At 51.3% G+C, this 21,808-nt stretch carries 23 protein-coding genes and 2 pseudogenes; 19 read left to right on the top strand and 6 right to left on the bottom strand.

Annotation, left to right across the window (positions count from 1 at the left end; translation table 11 throughout):
- The first annotated feature begins 168 nt into the window (after positions 1–168).
- From ACJJIM_RS21990 to panD, 6 genes and pseudogenes are all read left to right on the top strand, one after another.
- Positions 169–1,986: an Ig-like domain-containing protein gene (locus tag ACJJIM_RS21990; RefSeq protein WP_444911970.1), complete on the top strand. Its 1,818-nt coding sequence runs from the start codon at positions 169–171 to the stop codon at positions 1,984–1,986.
- A 276-nt stretch (positions 1,987–2,262) separates the two neighbouring features.
- Positions 2,263–2,379, top strand: coding sequence for a hypothetical protein (locus ACJJIM_RS21995; protein ID WP_413665831.1), 117 nt, complete (start codon positions 2,263–2,265; stop codon positions 2,377–2,379).
- Positions 2,380–2,392: 13 nt separating this feature from the next.
- A pseudogene (locus tag ACJJIM_RS22000) lies at positions 2,393–2,518 on the top strand (aspartate 1-decarboxylase); the annotation flags it as partial.
- A gap of 216 nt (positions 2,519–2,734) precedes the next feature.
- Positions 2,735–4,549: an Ig-like domain-containing protein gene (locus ACJJIM_RS22005; RefSeq protein ID WP_444911971.1), complete on the top strand. Its 1,815-nt coding sequence runs from the start codon at positions 2,735–2,737 to the stop codon at positions 4,547–4,549.
- A 282-nt stretch (positions 4,550–4,831) separates the two neighbouring features.
- Positions 4,832–4,948: a hypothetical protein gene (locus tag ACJJIM_RS22010; protein WP_413665831.1), complete on the top strand. Its 117-nt coding sequence runs from the start codon at positions 4,832–4,834 to the stop codon at positions 4,946–4,948.
- Positions 4,949–4,961: 13 nt separating this feature from the next.
- Complete coding sequence (panD, locus tag ACJJIM_RS22015) at positions 4,962–5,348, top strand: aspartate 1-decarboxylase (protein WP_413665832.1); 387 nt, start codon at positions 4,962–4,964, stop codon at positions 5,346–5,348.
- Positions 5,349–5,391: 43 nt separating this feature from the next.
- Here panD and ACJJIM_RS22020 read toward each other — a convergent pair whose 3' ends face one another.
- Positions 5,392–6,084 (bottom strand): polysaccharide deacetylase family protein, encoded by a 693-nt coding sequence (locus ACJJIM_RS22020; RefSeq protein ID WP_413664148.1) that lies wholly within the window; start codon positions 6,082–6,084, stop codon positions 5,392–5,394.
- Positions 6,085–6,131: 47 nt separating this feature from the next.
- Positions 6,132–6,308, bottom strand: coding sequence for a hypothetical protein (locus ACJJIM_RS22025; protein WP_413664149.1), 177 nt, complete (start codon positions 6,306–6,308; stop codon positions 6,132–6,134).
- Between the two features lie 251 nt (positions 6,309–6,559).
- On the opposite strand from ACJJIM_RS22025, the pseudogene ACJJIM_RS22030 reads away from it, so the two are divergent.
- From ACJJIM_RS22030 to ACJJIM_RS22080, 11 genes and pseudogenes are all read left to right on the top strand, one after another.
- Positions 6,560–6,985: pseudogene (locus ACJJIM_RS22030) on the top strand (DUF523 domain-containing protein); the annotation flags it as partial.
- A 40-nt stretch (positions 6,986–7,025) separates the two neighbouring features.
- Positions 7,026–7,391 (top strand): cupin domain-containing protein, encoded by a 366-nt coding sequence (locus tag ACJJIM_RS22035; RefSeq protein WP_413664150.1) that lies wholly within the window; start codon positions 7,026–7,028, stop codon positions 7,389–7,391.
- A 214-nt stretch (positions 7,392–7,605) separates the two neighbouring features.
- On the top strand, positions 7,606–9,543 hold the full coding sequence (gene acs, locus ACJJIM_RS22040) for an acetate--CoA ligase (RefSeq protein ID WP_413664151.1): 1,938 nt from the start codon (positions 7,606–7,608) through the stop codon (positions 9,541–9,543).
- Between the two features lie 197 nt (positions 9,544–9,740).
- Positions 9,741–10,157, top strand: a complete 417-nt coding sequence (locus ACJJIM_RS22045; RefSeq protein ID WP_282930221.1) for a hypothetical protein — start codon at positions 9,741–9,743, stop codon at positions 10,155–10,157.
- Positions 10,158–10,303: 146 nt separating this feature from the next.
- The gene (locus ACJJIM_RS22050; protein WP_413664152.1) at positions 10,304–10,681 is read left to right on the top strand and encodes a VOC family protein; all 378 of its coding nucleotides are present in this window, start codon (positions 10,304–10,306) and stop codon (positions 10,679–10,681) included.
- Positions 10,682–10,706: 25 nt separating this feature from the next.
- A complete protein-coding gene (locus ACJJIM_RS22055) occupies positions 10,707–11,093 on the top strand; it encodes a DUF6632 domain-containing protein (protein WP_413664153.1) in 387 nt (128 codons plus the stop codon).
- Between the two features lie 165 nt (positions 11,094–11,258).
- The gene (locus ACJJIM_RS22060) at positions 11,259–12,758 is read left to right on the top strand and encodes a catalase (protein ID WP_444911972.1); all 1,500 of its coding nucleotides are present in this window, start codon (positions 11,259–11,261) and stop codon (positions 12,756–12,758) included.
- 56 nt (positions 12,759–12,814) lie between these two features.
- Complete coding sequence (locus ACJJIM_RS22065; protein WP_413664155.1) at positions 12,815–13,285, top strand: ankyrin repeat domain-containing protein; 471 nt, start codon at positions 12,815–12,817, stop codon at positions 13,283–13,285.
- A 159-nt stretch (positions 13,286–13,444) separates the two neighbouring features.
- Positions 13,445–14,431 (top strand): serine/threonine protein kinase, encoded by a 987-nt coding sequence (locus tag ACJJIM_RS22070; protein WP_444911973.1) that lies wholly within the window; start codon positions 13,445–13,447, stop codon positions 14,429–14,431.
- A 1-nt stretch (position 14,432) separates the two neighbouring features.
- Positions 14,433–15,260, top strand: a complete 828-nt coding sequence (cysE, locus tag ACJJIM_RS22075) for a serine O-acetyltransferase (RefSeq protein WP_413664156.1) — start codon at positions 14,433–14,435, stop codon at positions 15,258–15,260.
- Positions 15,261–15,352: 92 nt separating this feature from the next.
- Positions 15,353–16,165 carry a GNAT family N-acetyltransferase gene (locus tag ACJJIM_RS22080; protein WP_444911974.1) on the top strand — a complete coding sequence of 271 codons (813 nt, stop codon included), beginning with the start codon at positions 15,353–15,355 and terminating at the stop codon, positions 16,163–16,165.
- On the opposite strand, the gene epmA is transcribed toward ACJJIM_RS22080, so the two are convergent.
- The 4 genes from epmA to ACJJIM_RS22100 form a co-directional block, all read right to left on the bottom strand.
- The gene (gene epmA / locus ACJJIM_RS22085; protein ID WP_444906576.1) at positions 16,152–17,105 is read right to left on the bottom strand and encodes an EF-P lysine aminoacylase EpmA; all 954 of its coding nucleotides are present in this window, start codon (positions 17,103–17,105) and stop codon (positions 16,152–16,154) included. The genes ACJJIM_RS22080 and epmA overlap by 14 nt on opposite strands.
- A gap of 53 nt (positions 17,106–17,158) precedes the next feature.
- Positions 17,159–17,731 carry an elongation factor P gene (gene efp, locus ACJJIM_RS22090; protein ID WP_108731510.1) on the bottom strand — a complete coding sequence of 191 codons (573 nt, stop codon included), beginning with the start codon at positions 17,729–17,731 and terminating at the stop codon, positions 17,159–17,161.
- Between the two features lie 312 nt (positions 17,732–18,043).
- Positions 18,044–18,838 carry an aldolase gene (locus ACJJIM_RS22095; protein WP_444911975.1) on the bottom strand — a complete coding sequence of 265 codons (795 nt, stop codon included), beginning with the start codon at positions 18,836–18,838 and terminating at the stop codon, positions 18,044–18,046.
- 202 nt (positions 18,839–19,040) lie between these two features.
- Complete coding sequence (locus ACJJIM_RS22100) at positions 19,041–19,751, bottom strand: TenA family transcriptional regulator (protein WP_444911976.1); 711 nt, start codon at positions 19,749–19,751, stop codon at positions 19,041–19,043.
- Positions 19,752–20,328: 577 nt separating this feature from the next.
- Here ACJJIM_RS22100 and ACJJIM_RS22105 point away from each other — a divergent pair.
- The gene (locus ACJJIM_RS22105; protein WP_444911978.1) at positions 20,329–20,556 is read left to right on the top strand and encodes a hypothetical protein; all 228 of its coding nucleotides are present in this window, start codon (positions 20,329–20,331) and stop codon (positions 20,554–20,556) included.
- Between the two features lie 211 nt (positions 20,557–20,767).
- The gene (epmB, locus tag ACJJIM_RS22110) at positions 20,768–21,808 is read left to right on the top strand and encodes an EF-P beta-lysylation protein EpmB (RefSeq protein ID WP_444911979.1); all 1,041 of its coding nucleotides are present in this window, start codon (positions 20,768–20,770) and stop codon (positions 21,806–21,808) included.

The raw sequence follows: 21,808 nt of genomic DNA on the forward strand, positions 1-21,808 counted from the left end.
TGTCGGTACGATTAGCGCAGTGTCCCTGAAAATTATCCTTTTGTGACGCAGCACCCAGCCTGTTAGGTTTTGTCATTTTTAGGGTCCAGATTGGCAGTGACTGCTGTGGCAATAAACAGGTAAGACTGAATACCCTGTTGGCTATTTAAATGGCTGCAGGAGGCAGTGGTGGAAGGCAAGTTTTTTAAAGCCGATAGCAAGTTTATCAAAGCCGCATTGGTACTGGCGATCAGTTCCGCGTTTTATGGCTGCAGCGGTGGCAGCGGTGGCAGCGGTGGTGGTGAAGATCCTGCGCCTGTGGATACCACTCCGCCGAGCCTGACACTGACTCCCGCCAGCGGGGCCTCTATTGCAGCAACCGACACCCTACTGCTGGATTTTAGCGAAGCGGTGGCATTGGAGGATGTGTCCCTAAGTGGCGCCATGCAGGAAATGGGAGAGCTCTCTCAAGTCGATCAGGACACCCTGATCTTAACCCCGATAGCGGAGTGGGCAAAGGGACTAGAACTCTCCCTGACAATTGCCGCGCAGGATGCGGCTGGCAACCAGATGGCAGAGGTTGATGCTCACTATACCGTGGATGAAATTGCCCCTTCCGTAGTCAGTGTATCCCCAGCACAGGAGCGTTTGGAGAAGGATGGCGCAATCACGGTACAGTTTTCTGAGTCGATGGATCGCGACAGCCTGCAAATTAGCGGTTTGTTGCTGAATGATGAATACACTTTGACCTGGTCCCAGTCGCGCTTTAATGACGACACCTTGGTGATAGCTCCCAAGAGCCGCTGGCTGTCCGGGCAGGATCGCAGCCTGCACCTTGAAGCCAAAGATCCCGCTGGCCTGGATCTCCCCGCTGAACAGCACAATTTTACTGTGCCATTGTACTTTGAGAATTTTGACAGTGCGCAGGTCGTGATAGGCCAGGATGATTTTTCCAGTACTTTGACGGCCATCAATGCAAAAAATCTTGGCGAGGGGCCCCTGGGTTCCGCTGCCGTTACTGATGAGGGGAAGTTGTTCGTACCCGATTATACAAATAATCGGGTGTTAATTTTTAATTCGGTCCCCACAAGCAATGGAGCGCCGGCCAATGCGGCGCTTAACAAAGATAGTCTTGACGATAGCAGCGGGGGAGAGTTTGGTGGCGGGCCCACAAGCATAAGTTTTGATAGTGGAAAACTTTTAATAAATTACTTGTTTGGTACTCGGGGCCACAGTATTTTTGTTTACGATACTATTCCCGAAGATGGTCGGGCACTGCCTAGTGCCAAACTGCCGCAGGACAGCTGCCAGGGTAACGGCTCCGTATATTCCAGTGCAATGATTGCGGAGGGACGCGTATTCGCGGCCTCGTGGTCTAAAGCTCGAATGGTGGTGTGGGATGACTTGCCCTCAATGGAAGATGCGGCACCGGATTGGCTGCTGGGCCAATCCACACTGGAAAACTGCACCCCTAACGACCGTGAGCAAGATGGCTCGGTTATGCAGGCCAGTGCTCGCACATTGGCTACGCCCGGAGATGTGTGGAGCGATGGAGAAAAGTTAGCTATCACCGACTCGGAAAATAACCGGGTACTTCTGTGGAACTCAATGCCTACTAGTAGCTTTGCTCCGGCGGATATAGTTTTGGGGCAAGCAGATTTTGTCAGTGATGAAAGTCAGCCCCCGAGTCGACAAACCCTGAGTTTGTTAGAGCGGGGTATCTGGTCTAACGGCATTCAGCTTTTTGTGGTGGACGGCGAAAATAACCGAGTGTTGATCTGGAACCAGTGGCCACAGGAAAATTTCGCTCCAGCAGATGTTGTCTTGGGGCAGGGAGATTTTGATCGCAGTGCCTTCAACGACAGCAACCAAAATGGGGTTGCTGACGAGGGGGAGTTGCCAAGTGCTGCTACGCTGAAATGGCCCGACGGAATTACCGCTTATGAAGATAAGTTGATTATCAACGACTCAGGTAATAACCGCTTTCTTATTTTCCAATCTCGCTAGTTTTCTCTGTTAAATGTACCGGGCTGGTAACCCGGTACAGGCAAACTTAAGTTGATTTGTTTTCTATTGTTGCGGTCTGGCCCCAGCGCAATACCTTTAAGTTTTTCATCAGTTCTTGTTGGATGTTTGCTTTCTCCCCCGCCCCCGCCCCCGCCACAGTGCAGTGGATTTAAAACCGCAGTGCATGTCCGCCCCGTTCCCTCCAATTTCGCCGACCTTGAGAAAGGGACGCGCAAGCGAATTGAAAAGAGTGGCTTTTGAGTTGACTACTTCTCCATCTGTTACAGCAAGGATTTACAGCCAGCGGCAGATGACGATAAAGAAATCACGATCCTGGGAGCTATGTACACCAGTGCAGCGCGCCTGATCGACAATGTTTCCCTGGAACTCTGAGGGGTATCCAACTATTCAAATTGAAATGTTGAAAAGCAAGTTGCACATGGCCGCAGTGACTCAGGCCGAACTCTGGTATGACGTTTCCTGTGCAATTGATGAGGACCTGGCAGAACTGGCTGGTCTGCGCGAATTCGAGTAAATCAATATTTACAATGTGAGCAATGATGAGCGCTTCTACACCGATGTCAGTACGATTAGCGTAGTGTCCCTGAAAATTCTCTTTTTTGTGACGCAGCAACCAGCCCGTTAGGTTTTGTCATTTTAAGGTTTCAGATTGGCAGTGACTGCTGTGGCAATAAACAGGTAAGACTGAATACTCTGTCAGCTATTTAAATGGCTGCAGGAGGCAGTGGTGGAAGGCAAGTTTTTTAAAGGCGATAGCAAGCTTATCAAAGCCGCATTGGTACTGGCGATCAGTTCCGCGTTTTATGGCTGCAGCGGTGGCAGCGGTGGTGGTGAAGTTCCTGCGCCTGTGGATACCACTCCGCCGAGCATGACACTGACTCCCGCCAGCGGAGCCTCTATTGCAGCAACCGACACCCTACTGCTGGATTTTAGCGAAGCGGTGGCACTGGAGGATGTGTCCCTAAGTGGCGCCATGCAGGAAATGGGAGAGCTCTCTCAAGTCGATCAGGACACCCTGATTTTAACCCCGATAGCAGAGTGGGCAGAGGGGCTAGAACTTTCCTTGACAATTGCCGCGCAGGATACGGCCGGCAACCAGATGGCAGAGGTTGACGCTCACTATACCGTGCAAAAAATCGCCCCCTCGGTAGTCGGTGTATCTCCAACGCTGGAACGCTTGGAGAAGGATGGCGCAATCACGGTACAGTTTTCCGAGTCGATGGATCGCGACAGCCTGCAAATTAGCGGTTCCTTGCTGGATGATGAATACACTCTGACCTGGTCCCAGTCGCGCTTTAATGACGATACCTTGGTGATAGCTCCCAAGAGCCGCTGGCTGTCCGGGCAGGATCGCAGCCTGCACCTTGAAGCCAAAGACCCCGCTGGCCTGGATATTCCCGCTGAACAGCACAATTTCACTGTGCCATTGTACTTTGAGAATTTTGACAGCGCGCAGGTCGTGATCGGCCAGGATGATTTTTCCAGTACTTTGACGGCCATCAATGCAAAGAATCTTGGCGAGCGCCCCCAGGGTTCCGCTGCCGTCACTGATGAGGGGAAGTTGTTCGTACCCGATTATGCAAATAATCGGGTGTTAATTTTTAATTCGATCCCCGCAAGTAATGGAGCACCGGCCAATGCAGCGCTCAATGAAGATAGTCTTGACGAAAGCAGCGGGGGAGATTTTGGTGGCGGACCCACAAATATCAGTTTTGATAGCGGAAAACTTTTAATAAATTATTCTATTGCCTCGATTGTTAATTATGGCTACAGCGTTTTCGTTTACGACACTATTCCTGAAGATGGCCGGGCGTTGCCGAGTACCCAGGTGATACAGGATTTCTGCTTTGGTCCTAGCACCTATTCCAGTGCGATTATTAACGAGGGACGTGTTTTTGCGGCTTCACCGTATATGGCTCGAGTGGCGGTATGGAATGACTTGCCCTCGTGGGAAGATGCGGCACCGGATTGGCTGCTGGGCCAATCCACAATGGAAAACTGCACCCCTAACGATCGTGAGCAAGATGGCTCGATTCTGCAGCCCAGTGTCCGCACATTGGATATGCCCGAAGATGTGTGGAGCGATGGGGAAAAGTTAGCCATCACCGACTCGGGTAATAACCGGATACTCCTGTGGAACTCAATGCCGACTAGTAGCTTTGCTCCGGCGGATATAGTCCTGGGGCAAGCAGATTTTGTCAGCAGTGAAGGCTTGCCCCCAAGTCGACAAACCCTGAGTTTATTCGAACGGGGTATCTGGTCGAATGGCATTCAGTTATTTGTGGCGGACGGTGGTAATAACCGAGTGTTGATCTGGGACCAGTGGCCACAGGAAAACTTCGCTCCGGCAGATATTGTCTTGGGGCAGGAAGACTTTGATCGCAGTGCCTTCAACGACAGCAACCAAAATGGGATTGCTGACGAGGGGGAGTTGCCAAGTGCTGCTACGCTGAAATGGCCCGACGGAATTACCGCTTATGAAGATAAGTTGATTATCAACGACTCAGGTAATAACCGCTTTCTTATTTTCCAATCTCGCTAGTTTTCTCTGTTAAATGTACCGGGCTGGTAACCCGGTACAGGCAAACTTAAGTTGATTTGTTTTCTATTGTTGCGGTCTGGCCCCAGCGCAATACCTTTAAATTTTTCATCAGTTCTTGTTGGATGTTTGCTTTCTCCCCCGCCCCCGCCCCCGCCCCCGCCACAGTGCAGTGGATTTAAAACCGCAGTGCATGTCCGCCCCGTTCCCTCCAATTTCGCCGACCTTGAGAAAGGGACGCGCAAGCGAATTGAAAAGAGTGGCTTTTGAGTTGACTACTTCTCCATCTGTTACAGCAAGGATTTACAGCCAGCGGCAGATGACGATAAAGAAATCACGATCCTGGGAGCTATGTACACCAGTGCAGCGCGCCTGATCGACAATGTTTCCCTGGAACTCTGAGGGGTATCCAACTATTCAAATTGAAATGTTGAAGAGCAAGTTGCACATGGCCGCAGTGACTCAGGCCGAACTCTGGTATGACGTTTCCTGTGCAATTGATGAGGACCTGGTAGAACTGGCTGGTCTGCGTGAATTCGAGAAAATCGATATTTACAATGTGAGCAATGGCGAGCGCTTCCACACCTATGTGATCCTCGCCGAGCGCGGTTCCGGTATTATCTCCATGAACGGTGCCGCTGCACGCAGAGTACAGGTGGGTGACCGTATTATTATTGCTTCCTATGCGCAGATGACAGAGGGCGAAGCCGATAACCACAAGCCCAAGCTGGTCTACCTGGATGAGAACAACAAGGTAGAGCGCAGCACTAATACGATTCCGGTTCAGCTAGCCGAAGCCTGACTCTTTTAGCTACAGGGCGTTGTGCCCTGTAGCATCCCTCCGCTTAGTGGTCAGACATTAACAACACTTCCTGATTAATCCTCTTTTCCAGGTAGGACTCATCCAGGGTGTAATGCCAGAGATTTTTCTTTTGTCCTTTAGCTAGAGCAATTTCGCCGATTCTTCCAGGGTTGTATTTAATCGGTTGGGTGAGTTGGTATTTCGCGATGGGATCTTTATAGGCTTCTTCCAGGGAAATTATTTCCCAGTCCTCCTGCCTCAGCCGCTGGGCCAGATCGCCAATAAACAGGGCTGTGATATCCATTTCATGCAGCAGTATGACGTGTTTGGGGGAGCGCCCGAGATATTTAATTGCCAAATCGTCGTAGTACTTAATGCTCGCGATAAGAACGTCGACATAAAAGTTGGAGAGTCTTTCCATATCAACTGGTTTTCCGTCTCTCACTGCTGTTTGGAAAAGTTCTTCGATATACCAGTCGTAATTGTTTAAGGTGATATAGGCGTTTTGATAGTTATTTTCCTGTAATAGACCCCGGATACCATCGCGTTTTTCGACAGTTTCTCCCTCGCGCAGATAGGGAAAGCGGAAATAGGGTTTAAAGTTGTCAAATTGTTGAAGCAGCTGGTGGGCCTGCAAAAAATCCGCTTGATAAGTGGATAGTCCTGTTTCCAGAAAATTGGGATGGCTATGGGTGTGATTGCCAATAATATGCGCAGCCTTGTCGTAGCGGTGCATCCGTTCCAATCCTTCTTTATCGAATGATTGGGTATTGGAAAAGAAGACTACTTTGCCAATTTATGCTGTTCCAGGCTTTCAATGAGCGTTTTGGCCCGAGTGGGCCCGTCAAAGTAGCCGTCGGCTTTGCGGGGAGCGTCATCAAATGTGATTGCCAGTTGTTTGGCATTAACCACAGGAATTATTGACAGGTAGATTATCAAAATAAAGATTGAGCGCTGCATGGTTTATTTTTCTTGTCAGTTAATATAGAGGCCGTTTGCTAAGTTTGGATTTATTTGTCTCGGTTCGCCGGTTTTCTGTCTTAATTTACTTGCTGGGCAATCTATTTGGGCAATCTATTTGGGTAATCTAATCATCGTTTAAACATTGTTTTCTATTGTGTCCACTTTGGTTGCAGGTGTATATGGCAAAAATATTAGTGAGTTCTTGTCTGCTGGGGTGTGCTGTGCGTTAAAATGGTAGTCATGTTGAGGTCCATAACAATCATTTCGATTGGATTATAGAAACTCAAGAGATAGTACCTCTATGTCCAGAGGTTGCAGCCGGACTGCCTGTTCCCAGGGTTCCGGCTGAGATTAGCGGCGGTAGAGGTGCAGAGGTTTTAGCGGGCTCAGCCAAAGTTTTAGGGATAAATAAAGAAGACTTAACTGAGCAATTTATACGGGGAGCTAAACGGGCATTACAGCTATGTCTGCAGCACAATATTAAATACGCAGTACTTACGGAAAATAGCCCATCATGTGGTAGTGATTATATTTACGATGGTAGTTTTTCTGGTGCGAAAATAGTTGGTTCTGGCGTTGTGTCTGCACTACTGAGGAGGGAGGGTATACAGGTATTTAACCAGGATATTGTGGGCAGGCTTAGGAAACTTTTGGAAGTATCCAGAGATAACTAAGCTTTCCAGATATATAGTCATATTAAAGGTAGGTATAAAAGTGAATTCTAAAGTTATCAATTTTAAAGAAAAATTGAACCTGTTCTCGGAGCACTGGTCCCCTAAAGTGATTGCCGAGATGAACGATTACCAGTTTAAATTGGTTAAGATCCAGGGTGAATTTACCTGGCATGATCATCCCGATACCGATGAGGTGTTTGTTGTAGTTTCCGGGCATATGCAGATCGAGTTTCGCGATAGTGTCATATCCCTTGGACCTGGTGAGATGACGGTAGTACCAAAGGGTGTGGAGCATAAACCCAGAGCTGAACAGGAATGTGAAGTACTATTGATTGAGCCTAAAGGGGTCGTTAATACGGGCGATGCCGGTGGAGATCTAACTGCGAAAAATGATGTCTGGATCTAAGTGATTGAGCTGTTAATCAACTATCTTTTACTGTTTGCTTGTCTGATTAACTTGCACCTTTCAGGCCTGCGTTGGATTGTCCTCGCCCCATGCCAAATTTCGAGATGAGGGATTGTTTCGCAGCGGCTATGTTATAAAGTGACAAGAATAAAGCTCTAATAAACTCAGATTTCTCTAGGCTAGCCATGCCACGCTAATAATAAAGGAGAAGATGATGTCTGAAGTGCATACCCGCCCAGTCTCCCCCGGTTTTGCTGCCAATGCGCTTATTAGCGCCGAAGACTACGAGACAATGTACCGCCAGTCGGTAGAGAGCCCAGAGGCGTTTTGGGCACAACAGGCCAAGGACTTTTTGCAATGGGACAAGCCGTTCACCCAGGTTCTTGAGGAGGATCTGCACAAAGGCCATACCGCCTGGTTCTCCGATGGCCAGTTGAACGTAACCGTAAACTGCATCGATCGGCACCTGGCCAGCCGTGGCGAGCAGACCGCAATTCTGTGGGAGGGAGATGATCCCGCTGATAGTAAGGCAATCAGCTATCAGAGCCTGTACGAAAATGTGTGTCGCTTGGCCAACCTGCTGAAATCCCGGGGGGTTAAAAAGGGAGATCGGGTGTGTATTTATATGCCGATGATCCCGGAGGCGGCCTACGCCATGCTCGCCTGTGCCCGTATCGGCGCTGTGCACTCGGTAGTATTTGGTGGTTTCTCCCCGGTGTCCCTGAAAGACCGTATTCTCGATTCCGATTGTCGCCTGGTGATCACTGCTGATGAAGCGGTTCGCGGCGGTAAGCGAGTACCGCTGAAAGCCAATGTGGATAAAGCGCTGGTGGACTGCCCTAATGTGCATACGGCCATTGTGGTTAAACACACGGGCACACCGGTAGACTGGGATAGCAAGCGGGATATCTGGTATGGCGAATCCATAGGTGAGATGGAGCCGGACTGCGCGCCTGAAGTGATGGGAGCGGAGGACCCGCTGTTTATCCTTTATACCTCTGGCTCTACCGGTAAACCCAAAGGGGTCCTGCATACCACTGCCGGCTATCTGCTGATGGCCACCATGACTTTCAAATATACCTTTGATTATCGCGAGGGTGAGATTTTCTGGTGTACTGCCGATGTGGGCTGGATCACTGGGCACAGCTATATCGTCTATGGACCATTGTGTGCCGGGGCCACCAGCCTGATGTTTGAGGGAGTGCCCACTTACCCGGATGCTTCACGCTTTTGGCAGGTTGTGGATAAGCACCAGGTCAATATTTTCTACACCGCGCCGACAGCGATTCGGGCGTTGATGGGAGCGGGTGACGAGTTTGTAAAAGCCGCCGAGCGCAGCTCCCTGCGACTCTTAGGCACCGTGGGTGAGCCGATAAACCCGGAGGCCTGGGAGTGGTATTACAGCGTAGTGGGCGATGAGCGCTGCCCGATTGTGGACACCTGGTGGCAGACTGAAACCGGTGCGCAGATGATCACTCCACTGCCCGGTGCCATGGCTCTGAAACCCGGGTCGGCAACCCGGCCCTTTTTTGGGGTACAGCCCGCGCTGCTGGATAGTGAAGGGCGGGAGATTGAAGGGGAGGGCGAGGGCTCTCTGGTGATTAAAAAGAGCTGGCCCTCGATGATTCGGGATGTGTACGGCAATCGCCAGCGAATGCTGGATACTTATTTTTCCGCATTCCCCGGCTATTACTTTACTGGCGATGGTGCCCGCCGCGATAGTGACGGTTATTACTGGATCACGGGGCGCATTGATGATGTGTTAAATGTCTCTGGACACCGCCTGGGAACAGCTGAGATTGAGAGCGCCCTGGTACTGCACAATGATACGGCGGAGGCAGCGGTGGTAGGTTATCCTCACGATATCAAGGGGCAGGGGATCTATGCCTTTGTGATGCTTAAATCCGGTCATGAGCCCAGTGATGAGCTTAAGGCAGAATTAATTGAACTCTGTCGCAAGGAGATAGGGCCAATTGCCAAGCCTGACTTTATCCAATGGGCGCCAGCACTGCCAAAAACCCGTTCTGGCAAAATCATGCGGCGTATCCTGAGGAAGATTGCCTGCAATGAGTTGGACAATCTGGGAGACGTTTCCACTCTTGCCGATCCCACTGTGGTTGACGCATTGATTGATCACCGCGAAAATCGCTGACCATAGGTGTGGCGCGTGAAGGTTTTATTGGCCGGGCATAGCCCGGCCTTTTCATTGGGGCAAGAGGTTAAATTCCTCCCCGATTTTTGCGCCATTTTCAGCTAAATAGACAAGTAAATGCCTGCTGGTTTGCGCAGTTAGTAACCCTCTAACTCCGGATATTGTTTTAAGGGTATTTACAGTTAAGGAGATTCCGTTTGGAACAGGGACAGTACCTCTGCGATCACTACCGCTTCGCCGCCGATCAGCGCCTCAAGGTTTTTAATTTTTTTGTTGTGTTAACCATGTTTGTTGAGGGCGGAATTTTCACTGCTATGGAGAAAGACTTCCACCCTCTAATCCTGGCGTTGCTGGGAGGGTCTGTGGTCATACTGGTAACCGTATTTTGGCTGATGGACATTCGCAGCCGCCAGCTTATCAAGCTTGCTGTTCCGGCACTGAAAACCCTGGAAATGGGATTCCCTGAGGAAGCGAGAATTTTTTCCAACGATGCCATTCGCCGAGGTGACTTGGCCCGATACACTTTCGCTTTCAGGGTTTTGTTGGTGGGGCAGCTGTTCTTTGGTCTGGGCGTCGCTTCTTACGGTATTTATCACTGGTATATCGCCCCTTAATCCCAACCTTGCAGTGGCGGGTATGACTGCATGAAGTGAACTACCTGCCACAACCTCCTGTTTGTCTCGCACGTCTAAAAGTCGGCGTGACTCCCCTCGCTAGGCTATCTTGCAGAAGTATCCGCTTCCCTCCCAAGGTTTATACGATGCTTGATCATATCCGCCTTTATGTGCACAGCTATGAACGCAGTAAGGACTTCTATCAGCAGGCGCTGATGCCACTGGGATACCAGTTGGTGATGGAGTTTGACGATTGGGCGGGCTTTGGTTGGGCAGATAAAGCGGAACTCTGGATTCGTGGGGGGACCAGCACCACTCCACAATTGCATATCGCCTTTCGCGCTGAAGAGCGGCAAGTGGTCAGGGAATTCTATCGCTTGGCCCTGGAGGCCGGGGGCAAGGACAATGGCGCACCGGCTGTCTACGAACAATATCACCCGGATTATTACGCCGCCTACGTACTTGATCCCGATGGACACAACCTGGAAGTAGTGTGTCATTTACCGGGGGACTTACAGGAATAAGTCGATCGAGATTTGGGAGTAAATTATGAATGAGACAGCCCGGGCAAAATGCCTGCCAATAGCACTGGTCGTTGTAGGAGTGCTTTTTATTCTGGCGATTTACCCGATGATGATGTGGATTTGGCCGGAAGGGTGGGGCTGGACCCCACGGCAGCCAGAATACGAGCAAATGATTATCGGTATTTATGTCACCCTGGGGGTGTTCTTGATACGCGCTGCAAAAAATCCCGCCGCAAATACCAGTTTAATTTGGTTTACCATATGGTCCAGCCTTGTACATGCCGTCATTATGTTGGTGCAGGCATTGGTGGATAAAACAGAACGGATTAATTTGATGGGAGATATTCCCGCACTTTTTTTGATTGCTGCTGTGCTTTGGTATCTTATGCCCAGGCAAAAAAAATCTGATTAAACTTTTTTCCTTTTCCGATTTCTCAGAAATTCTGAATTGCTCCTCCTGACTCATTATTATTGATCTCTGCTATAAGAGCGATAACAAGGTCTAATTTCCCGCTTATTGTTCTCCCCTATAAGCTCTACTCCTGTAATAGAGATGGCAGTAGAGATAAATAATCCCATGAAATACTTACCCTTATTTGCATTAACTATCGGTCTGATAGGCGGTGCCAATGCAGAGACATTGACTCGCGATAATGGCGCCCCAGTCGGAGACAACCAGAACGCACAAACCGCCGGAGAAAATGGTGGTAATTTGCTGCAAGATGTTCAATTGATTCAAAAATTACAGCGTTTTGCCCGTGAACGTATTCCCGAGCGTGTAGTACATGCGCGCGGTACTGGTGTTCACGGTGAATTTGTTGCGACGGCTGACCTCAGTGATTTAACCCGCGCAGCGGTGTTTGAGCGCGGTAGTAAAACGCCAGTGTTTGTGCGTTTTTCAACAGTAATCCACTCAAAAGGTTCCCCGGAAACCCTGCGCGATCCCCGTGGATTTGCCACCAAGTTTTATACGGAAGAAGGCAATTGGGATTTAGTGGGTAACAACCTGCCGGTATTTTTTATCCGCGACGCGATTAAATTCCCGGATATGGTTCACTCCCTAAAGCCCTCCCCGGTGACTAATCAACAGGACCCCAACCGTTTCTTTGATTTCTTTAGCCATGTGCCGGAATCTACCCATATGCTGAGCTGGGTCTATTCCGATTACGGTACACCGGCTAACTTGCGCCAGATGGATGGCTGGGGTGTTCACGCCTATAAATTTATCAATGACAAGGGTGAAGTGAACTATGTGAAATTCCACTGGAAAACTCGCCAGGGCATTAAGAACCTGACTGCGGAAGAGGCAGCAGAAATTCAGAGCGAGGACTTCAGCCACGCAACTCGCGATATGTATGCCGCGATTGAAAAAGGCGAGTACCCCGAGTGGGATCTGTTTATTAAAGTATTGAAGCCCTCCCAGCTTAACAGCTTCAATTACAACCCCCTGGACGCCACCAAAATGTGGTTGGACGTGAAGGAAACCAAAGTTGGCACCATGACACTCAATCGTGTGCCCACAAATTTCTTCCAGGAAACTGAGCAATCCGCGTTTGCGCCAGCTAATATTGTGCCGGGTATTGAGCCTTCGGAAGACCGCTTGTTACAGGGCCGCGTATTCTCATACTCCGATACGCAAATGTATCGCCTGGGGGCTAACCACCAGCAATTGCCTATCAACCGTCCCCGTGTTGCCGTAAATAACTGGAACCAGGATGGGGCGGGTAATTACGGCCAACAGACTTCAGATGTGAACTATCAGCCGAGCCGTATCGATGCGCGCACCGAGGACCCCAAAGGTCTTTATAGCAACAAGGCGTTGAATGGCAGCACCCAGCAAAAGGCCATTGAAAAGAAACTGCCTTTTGCCCAGGCGGGTGCTTTCTACCGCAGCCTGAGTCCTGAAGAGCGCCAGAACCTGATTGAAAACCTCGCTGGTGATCTGGGTAAAGTGAGTGATGAAAACACTAAGCACATTATGCTGAGCCACTTCTACCAAGCGGACAAGGACTACGGACAGCGCTTAACCAAAGCGGTTGGTGGCGATCTGAGTCGCGTGAAAAAACTGGCCCGGTAATTTTTACCCAAGCGCGGGCGACCTCTGTCGCCCGCTAAATTTATACAGGTGAAATTATGAGATCATTTTTATTCGCACTACTCTTTCTTACCCTGGGGGTTCAAGCAGGGGAGCCGGAAAAAACGGAATCTGATTTTACCGAACTCTCCCAGTATTATTTTGCCGCAGCCAGGATTGGTGATACCGAGGTGCTGCGTGAATTTTCGCAAGCGGGTTTCCCCCTGGATGTACGCAACCCGAAAGGTTATACGGCACTGATGATTGCCACTTACAACGGCAACGGGGAAGCTGTGGATTACCTTTTGCAGAGAGGTGCAGATGCCTGTGCCCAGGATCGCCGTGGCAATACTGCCCTGATGGCAGCGATTTTTCGCGGTGAGTTTGCCCTTGCACGAACCCTGCTAAAGCAGGATTGCGATTCACAGCAGGTGAATAAGGCCGGCCACTCCGCAGAGGATTTTGCCGAAGTCTTTGGTCGTGACCAAATGGTTCAGCTATTGCAGCAACAGCGGGCAAATGGCGGTTAAGCCAGTTTTTTGTGCGGTTGGCATTGGGTGGTGTCACCGCTCCTGTCCTGCGTGAACTCCCCTTGAGTTGGCCGCTTTAGCTTGCGGCACATTTCTCAGTTTGTCCCCGCCCCCGCGACCGCGTTAGCATAGCCAGCTGCAATCCAGTTGGTACCCACTATGACCTCGAATCATCATCCCTATGAAGCCCTCACGCCGGACGTGGTGATCGACTGTGTCGAGACTACCGGGCTGATTTCCGATGCGCGTATTTTCCCTTTAAACAGTTATGAAAACCGCGTCTATCAGGTGGGTATTGAGGATGCCGAGCCGTTGATTGCCAAGTTCTATCGCCCGGGGCGCTGGAGTGATGAGCAGATAATGGAGGAGCACCAGTTCACTCTGGAGTTGGCAGAGGCCGAAATTCCTGTGGTGGCACCGATACAGTTTGATGGGCGCACCCTGATGGAGTCCGCTGGATTCCGTTTTGCGCTTTTCCCCCGACGGGGCGGTCGCCAGTTGGAGCTGGATAACTTTGATCACCTGGAGCAGGTGGGGACCATGTTGGGTCGCATTCATGCGGCCGGCAGCGCCAAACCTTTCAGCTATCGCCCATCCCTCACTTTGCAGCGATTCGCAATTGATAGCCGGGAATTTATCCTGAATGGAGATTTCCTGCCACGTGAGAACTGCGAGGCCTACGCTTCCGTCACGGGCCACATTATCGAACAGATAGCCCCGCTGTTTGAGCGGGACTGGGATATGCTGCGCTTGCACGGTGATTGTCACAGTGGCAACTTCCTGTGGCGGGATGAGACTCCCTGGTTTGTGGACTTGGACGACTGCCTGATGGGGCCGGCGATCCAGGATATCTGGATGTTGATTTCCGGCAATCGCGCAGAGCAAACCGCTTACCTGGATGCAGTGTTGGAAGGCTATGAAACCTTCTATAGTTTTGATCCCCAGCAGTTGCAGCTGGTGGAGCCTCTGCGCTGCCTGCGGCAGATGCACCACGCCGCCTGGTTGGCGCGACGCTGGCAGGACCCGGCTTTTCCCCAGGCGTTTCCCTGGTTTAATACTGCCCGTTACTGGGCAGAGCATATACTGGCATTGCGCGAGCAGCAGTCTGCGCTGCTGGAGCCCCCGTTGACCCTGGGGGCTGTGTAACATGGAGAAAGCAATAATGGATGCGACATGCACTGAGGCTGAGGCGGATCTGATCTGGGAGAAGATTCGTATAGAGGTGGCGCAGCAGGTAGAGCGGGAGCCGATCCTGGCCAGCTTTCTACACGCGACCATCCTGAACCACAATTCCCTGGAGGCGGCGCTCAGCTTTCACCTGGCCAACAAGCTGGACAATGCGGTGGCACCGGCGCTGTTAATTCGCGAGGTTATCGATGAGGCGCTACAAGCTGACCCCTCCATAGGGCATGCGGCGCGAGCGGATTTGAACGCAATTTACCTGCGGGATTCCGCCTGCCACTCCCTGCACGAGCCCTTCCTGTACTTTAAGGGCTTTCACGCCTTGCAGGTTCACCGTGTGGCCCACTGGCTGTGGCAGCAGCAGCGCCGCTCCCTGGCTATGTTCTTACAGCACCGTGTCTCTGTCGTATTCAGTGTGGATATTCACCCGGCTGCGCGTATGGGTGACGGTATATTGCTGGATCACGCGACCGGTATCGTTATAGGTGAAACGGCTGTAGTGGAAAACAATGTTTCCATCATGCAGTCCGTTACACTGGGCGGCACTGGCAAAGAGAGCGGGGACCGCCATCCGAAAATCCGCCATGGGGTTTTAATCGGTGCGGGCAGCAAGGTGCTGGGCAACATTGAAATTGGCGAGTGCGCCCAGATTGCTTCCGGAAGTGTGGTTCTTAAAACGGTACCGGCAAAGGTGTTAGTGGCCGGAGTGCCGGCAAAAGTTGTCGGGGCCGCCACCTGTGCTGAACCGGCATTATCCATGGATCAGTGTGCCCTGTCGCAAGTACAGAAGTAAGGCATGTGGCCCCGTAGCGAACACCGGCTGCGGGGCTGGGATCACTGGGGAAATGATGCAACGGCACTGTTCTTGGCACTATCCTTTGACCCATGAAATATAGTCTCAGCGCTAAAAATCTTACCTGCCGAAATTTGGAGGCTTATGCGGACTACCGCGCGAGCCTTGTAACTCCGGATTGCACCAAGGAAATTACAGGTATTGTCCGCAGTGATAGCGGCCTGCCTTCCATTGGGCTCAATCAGGTGATTTCCAATATGGTAATGCCGCCGCGCATTATTCAGCGTTTTGCGCTGGATTATTTTGCCGAGCGGCACAGCCCCTTCACCCTTTGGCACAGTGCCACCAAACCCCTGGACAATGACGCTTTGGATGAACTTGGGCTAAAGCGGCGCCAGTCCCTGGTAGCTATGGCCGCCGAGATACCCCGACTCAGCGTTGCCGAGGTTCCGGTAGTGGAACAGCTGACTATTAGTGCGGTGAAAAAGGAGGCCTTGCCTGATTACGGCGCGGTGCAGGCAGCGGCGGCAGGGGAGCTGGAGGGGGCACAGTTGACGCACTTCTATCAGGGCCTGCAGGAAATCCCCGAGCAGCGGCGCGGGCGGTTGAAGTTGTTTCTCGCTAGCCTGGATGGTGTGCCGGTGGCCGCCGGTTGCCTGTTTGCGGCAGCGGATGCACTGGGGCTCTATGACTTGGTGACACTTCCGGATTACCGGGATCGCGGGATTGGTCGGGCCCTGTTCAAGCATCTGCTAACCGCTGCCCAGGGTAGCCACCATAAAAATCTTGTAGCTTTAGTGCCGGCGGATCGTCAGCAGCTATTGCTCGATAGTGGCTTTTTTGCAGTTGGCGAGGTTGCCCGCTATCAATACACTCCGGCGCCGGCGGCCGCTAAGCCCGACTGAAAGGGAAGGCGATAACTTCATCAATCGATTGGTAGCCGGCTTTTAACATCAGTAGTCGGTCGACTCCCAACGCGACCCCTGCGCACTCGGGCATGCCTTGATCCAGGGCCGCAACCAGACGCTCTTCAAAGGGGTGTAGAGGGCGCTGGTTAGCACGGCGGTATTCCAGATCCTTTTCAAAGCGGCGCTGCTGTTCCGCGCTGTCGGTTAGCTCCCAATAGCCATTGGCCAGTTCCAATCCACCCACATAGGCTTCGAAGCGCCTGGCTACGGGGGTCTCCTGTTCGTCCGCCACGACTTTTGCCAGTGCCGCTTGCTCTGCGGGGAAGTCGTAGAGCAGGGTGATGCCCTCACTCATGGTGGGTTCCAGGCGGTGGCTCATCAGCAGGTCCAGGCACTCACTGCGTTCGCGGGGTACAAAAGACAATTCCATTTCCCGCTTAACGCAGGAAATCAGCTCGGCTTCGCTGGCACTGTGGGGGTCCAGTTGCAGCTCCCTTAAAAACAATTCCCGGTAACTGAGGGACTGAACCTGGTCCGTCGCCAAAATACCGCAGAGCAGCTTGGCGACCTCCTCCATCAGTTGGTGATCGTCCCAACCGCAGCGGTACCACTCCAACATGGTGAACTCGGGGTTGTGTCGACCGCCGGATTCGCCCTGGCGAAAAGCCTTGCCCAAGTAGTAGCAATCTCCGAGTCCTGCGGCGAGTAAACGCTTTAAACCAAATTCAGGGCTGGTGGCCAGGTAGGCGTTTTTGCCCCGGCACTCTGTGGTGATGGACTCGATATGGGGGTCGCTGGTGGCGCGCTGGGATAGCACCGGAACTTCGGCTTCCACAACGTTTCGTTCAGCAAAAAATGTGCGTATTTCAGCGAGTAGCGCAGCGCGTTGGCGCAGGGCTGCAATAGTGGCGGTGGGGCGCCAGGTATCTGTGCTCATGGGGGGTAGCTCTGGAGACGAGCGGCCGTAGGCCGCTCGAGGGGAGGAGGTACTTAGTCTTCCTTGGCACGGCCCAGGTATTCGGCGGTGCGGGTGTCTACCTTGATGGTTTCACCGATTTCCAGGAACAGAGGAACCTTCACAACGGCGCCGGTAGCCAAAGTGGCCGGCTTGGTGCCGCCCTGGGCGGTGTCTCCGCGCAGGCCCGGATCGGTATCGGTAATTTCCAGGATTACGTGGTTGGGTGGAGTAACTGCCAGCGGAGAGCCGTTGTACAGGGTTACAGTGCAGATATCCTGCTCTTTGAGCCATTTTGAAGCATCGCCCACAGCATCGCTGCTGGCTTGGTGCTGTTCAAAAGTCTCGGGCTCCATGAAATGGTAAAACTCGCCATCGTTGTACAAGTATTCCATTTCGCGATCCATCACGTCCGCAGCTTCCAGGCTTTCACCGGAGCGGAAGGTGCGCTCCCATACGCGACCGGTTTTCAGGTTGCGAAGCTTCACGCGGTTGAACGCCTGGCCCTTACCAGGTTTGACGAATTCGTTTTCCACGATTGAGCAGGGGTCGCCGTCCAGCATCACCTTGAGGCCGCCCTTGAATTCGTTAGTGGAGTAACTAGCCATAGCAAATAGAGCCCTTTAAGTCATTTATCTATATGATTTTTAACGAGTTTTTTGTTTCTAGCCGATTCCGGCCAAGGCTGGGCTAACGCCCTCCGCTTCCGCCACAAATGGTAGCCGCAGGTAACTCGTCTGGCTGGGGAAAAGAGACTTCACCGCCAGCCCTGCATGATGGAGCGGGATTATACAGGAGGGTGGGAGCTTGAACGAATACCAGAGAGAAATGGAGGGGAGGCGTTCCGGTTGTTATCGCCAAGCTGTAATTATTGGGACAGCCGGCAGTGCAATGGGCTTTAGCCCATTGCACAAAAGCACTTAACTTAATGGGTCGTCCCCGCCGCCATAACCTTTTCTCTGCATGCGGCGCACAAAGTAAGCAAAAGTCGCTTGCGTGCGTTTTTCCTGGAGAATCCAGTCGTGGGCTTCGCGGCCCAGTTCGGGATCAATATCCTGGATGGTGCCGGCTGATTCAGCCAATATTTGCAGTTTGGCAGCGCGCTCGCACTGAACCGCCATTACACAGGCTTCCTCTACAGAGCGACAGGCCATAATCAGGCCGTGGTGTCCCAGTAGGATTGCGCGCTTGTCCCCAATAGCGGCGGAAATCAGCTCGCCCTCGCTGTTACCCACGGGTACACCCGGCCAGTCTTTGAGGAAGGCAATATCCTCATACAACATGCAGGCGTCCATATGGGAAATCTTTAGCGGGCGTTCCAGCATGGAAAGTGCACATACGTGCATGGGGTGGGTATGCACAATACAGTTCACATCGGGGCGCGCCCGGTAGATCCAGGAGTGAAAGCGGTTGGCCGGATTGGCCATGCCCTCTCCGGACAGTACTTCGAGGTCTTCGTTGACCTCCAATAAGTTGGATGAGGTAATTTCATCGAAGCCGAGGCCCAGGCGTTGGGTGTAATAAGTACCGGGTTTTTCCGCGCGGGCGGTAATTTGCCCAGCCAGGCCGGAGTCGTGACCATCGTTAAATAAAATTCGGCAAGTCAGCGCAAGCTTTTCTCTCAGAGACCACTCGGGGGTGCTGAGGTGCTGTTTCATTGCTTCACTGGCTCGTTCAACCAGTTCGTTTTTTGCCAGTGATAGTGTTTCAGCCATTGTTATCTCCAATTCTCACAGCAAGTCATATTAATTCTGCGATATTTAATAAATTTTCCTTTTTTATTTTCTTATCGCAGAATAATTTTTAAAAACCTAACTCAAAATGATTCGATCTCTGTCGAATTTATGTTGGTGGCATTTCCCTATGCCCGTGCTTTCTCCAACAACACCTGTGAGTGGGTTGATAAGTGCTTGCTCATTAAGCTGTAACAGCTTCAACTTTTTTATGTTTAGTGGAGTGGTAGGCGGTTTCAATAGAATCGAAGAATTGTAAGCGGGCCTCTACAAGGTGGCGCCCGGCTTCGAGCATTATGTCCAGTTGGCTGGGATCCTTGGAGCCGATATCTACCATAATATCGCGAATGGTTTCTGCATGGCCGTCATCACATTCAATATGCAGCAGGAAAAATTGCATTTCTGCATCGGTTACGCCGCAAGAGCGGAATCCGGCAACAATATCTGTATATAAATCGGGTACCAGGGCTTCGGCTCCCAGGCATAGGGCGCCCAATCCTGCACTGGCCCTGAGGTCCCGGCAGTTTTTGAACATGGTATCGATCAGGTGCTGAGTGCCTGGTAAAACTTCTGCGTTTTCCAGGGTCAAACCAAAACGCTCGAGGGTTTCGCGATAGATTTCTGCGTGGGGTTTGGGGCTGTCTGGTTCCAGGCCCAGCTCTTCCATTAGATTTTCGGCAAGCTCCAGGACTTCGTGGTTACTCGGGAGGTTTGCCATCATTGCACAGAGATATCTAACAAAGAATCCACTGTAAATACCTTGTTGAACCAAAAATATTTTTAATTCGTCCAGCGTAATGGAGCCTTCACGGCAACGCTTCAAGAAAGGATGTGCGCGAGTTTGCTCAATCAGTAGGTCTTTATTGGCTTCAAGCAATTCAAGCTGCATTTCCATTGGGTAATTCCTTTTTGTAATTCTAAACTTACTGTTTGAACACCTTTTAGGTGTTTTATTTATTTCTTGATAGTGCCCGCCTTTGGCGGGGTCGACAAAATGGTTTTCTTTGCCGGCGTTTAAATTAACACCGAATTATCCCTATTGTGAATAAGGGAATTATGAATTTTTTGATATTTGTTGATGGTTTTTGGGGGATGTTTTTTCTAGTGATAAAAATTTTATTAATAAAGAATTTTTGCTTTGCTTTATCCTTGCCGAATTTCTTAAGGAAATTGTTTTTTGCTCCCTGAATTCACTGTGGAAATGTCGACTGTGTAGATTTTCTTTGTTGCAGTGGAGTGTTTTGTGGGGTAAGGGTTTTTATTGGTAGGTAGAGTGAATACTTGCTTCGCCGATAATGAGTCTATTCCTAAATTCAGGTAAAGAAGAGTTAAGGAGCCTCTAAATAACTCCATGATACCTCTGGCATGCAGAGCGGTTCACAATCAAGGCGCGGCTTTGCAGGAATGTCTAGACCTTTCAAGAAGTCGCAACGCGGAGTGTGAATCGCTCTGCAAGCCCCGAAGGGCGAGCCTTGAAGGCCACAGCTGCTGCGTTGCAGCTCTTGCAAAGGGCTACGGCCATTCGCGGCGAGCTGCGCCTAACATCTGCAGCCTTCAAGACCCGCAGAGGCATTACGGAGTTATTTAGAGGCTCCTTAAGGCTCTGGCTGCTTAAAGATACAGTCCAACTATCTGATATTTTTCCACAGAAGGTTGGTGAATATTTTTTGATTATGTTTATAGGGTTTTTGCAAAAATAAATTCAGTTTATGTAATTACCCTAGGGAACCGATTTGAGGGTTCAACTAACTCACTAGATAGGGTCTGAAACAGATGCCATTTCTCTAATGGGGTTGTGCGAATTCCCATATCTACCTGGTCACGGCACCCTTTGTGGGGCATCACTGTCAGTGGTGGCGGGAGATTGCAGTGGGGGATCTGATACAATCTCTTATTTTGTAGTGTATCTCCATGATGGCGTCATCATCGGCCCCCGGTATAGAGCTTATCGACACACAGGAATCCCGCTGCTGGCAGGATGAGTTGTCTGATCTGGTCACTGATCCGGCAGAGTTGATTCAATTACTACAGCTAGACCCGCGTAAGCTCCCCAAGGCCTTGCGAGCAGCTTCTGGCTTTTCCCTGCGCGTGCCGCGCCACTTTGTCCGGCGCATGCGTTGCGGCGATCCCGAAGACCCATTGTTGTTACAGGTTTTACCCGGTGCGGATGAGTTGAAGAAAGTGCCGGGATTTAGTGCAGACCCCCTTGAAGAGGCAGAGGCTAACCCTCTGCCTGGAGTTGTTCACAAATACCACGGGCGCCTACTACTGATCACTGCGGGCCAGTGTGCGGTCAATTGTCGTTACTGTTTCCGACGTGAATTCCCCTACGGCGACAACCACCTAACTCGCAGACAGGGCCTGGCAGCTCTAGACTACATTCGCGCGCGCACTGAGCTGCGCGAAGTGATTCTGAGCGGCGGTGATCCTTTGGTTATGAGTGACCGTCAACTGGCCTGGCTCACCGATGAGCTGGCCGAGATTCCCCATGTGGATAAGCTGCGAATTCACAGCCGCCTCCCGATAGTTGCTCCCAGCCGGGTAAACCAGAAAATGTTGGATTGGTTTACCGGTTCCCGCTTGAAGCCCGTGCTGGTGTTGCACTGCAACCACGCCAATGAAATTGATAGTGAGGTGCGAGAGTCTCTGCAAAAGTTGCGAAGCGCAGGGGTCACCCTGCTCAACCAAGCGGTGCTATTAAAAGGCGTCAATGATAGTCGCGAGGCGCTGGGTGCGTTGAGCGAAGCCCTCTTTGCAGCAGGAGTACTTCCGTACTATTTGCATCAGCTGGATCGAGTAAATGGTGCCGCACATTTTGAAGTCTCTGATGCGAAAGCGCTGGAGCTAATCGAACATCTCCGCCAGCAGTTACCCGGTTATCTGGTACCAAAACTGGTGCGTGAAATCCCCGGCGTCCCATCAAAATCCCCGATAGTTGCTGAACATAGCTAA

The organism is Microbulbifer maximicatervae (SeqCode), assembly GCF_052467615.1.

Coding starts and splice junctions, on each gene's coding strand:
- ACJJIM_RS22100 (WP_444911976.1), bottom strand. CDS start 19,751: ATGGAAATGCAGCTTGAATTGCTTGAAGCCAATAAAGACCTACTGATT.
- efp (WP_108731510.1), bottom strand. CDS start 17,731: ATGGCTAGTTACTCCACTAACGAATTCAAGGGCGGCCTCAAGGTGATG.
- epmB (WP_444911979.1), top strand. CDS start 20,768: ATGATGGCGTCATCATCGGCCCCCGGTATAGAGCTTATCGACACACAG.
- ACJJIM_RS22070 (WP_444911973.1), top strand. CDS start 13,445: ATGACCTCGAATCATCATCCCTATGAAGCCCTCACGCCGGACGTGGTG.
- ACJJIM_RS22065 (WP_413664155.1), top strand. CDS start 12,815: ATGAGATCATTTTTATTCGCACTACTCTTTCTTACCCTGGGGGTTCAA.
- ACJJIM_RS22020 (WP_413664148.1), bottom strand. CDS start 6,084: ATGCACCGCTACGACAAGGCTGCGCATATTATTGGCAATCACACCCAT.
- epmA (WP_444906576.1), bottom strand. CDS start 17,105: ATGAGCACAGATACCTGGCGCCCCACCGCCACTATTGCAGCCCTGCGC.
- ACJJIM_RS22095 (WP_444911975.1), bottom strand. CDS start 18,838: ATGGCTGAAACACTATCACTGGCAAAAAACGAACTGGTTGAACGAGCC.
- ACJJIM_RS22025 (WP_413664149.1), bottom strand. CDS start 6,308: ATGCAGCGCTCAATCTTTATTTTGATAATCTACCTGTCAATAATTCCT.
- ACJJIM_RS22055 (WP_413664153.1), top strand. CDS start 10,707: ATGAATGAGACAGCCCGGGCAAAATGCCTGCCAATAGCACTGGTCGTT.
- ACJJIM_RS22080 (WP_444911974.1), top strand. CDS start 15,353: ATGAAATATAGTCTCAGCGCTAAAAATCTTACCTGCCGAAATTTGGAG.
- ACJJIM_RS22060 (WP_444911972.1), top strand. CDS start 11,259: ATGAAATACTTACCCTTATTTGCATTAACTATCGGTCTGATAGGCGGT.
- cysE (WP_413664156.1), top strand. CDS start 14,433: ATGGAGAAAGCAATAATGGATGCGACATGCACTGAGGCTGAGGCGGAT.
- ACJJIM_RS22050 (WP_413664152.1), top strand. CDS start 10,304: ATGCTTGATCATATCCGCCTTTATGTGCACAGCTATGAACGCAGTAAG.
- acs (WP_413664151.1), top strand. CDS start 7,606: ATGTCTGAAGTGCATACCCGCCCAGTCTCCCCCGGTTTTGCTGCCAAT.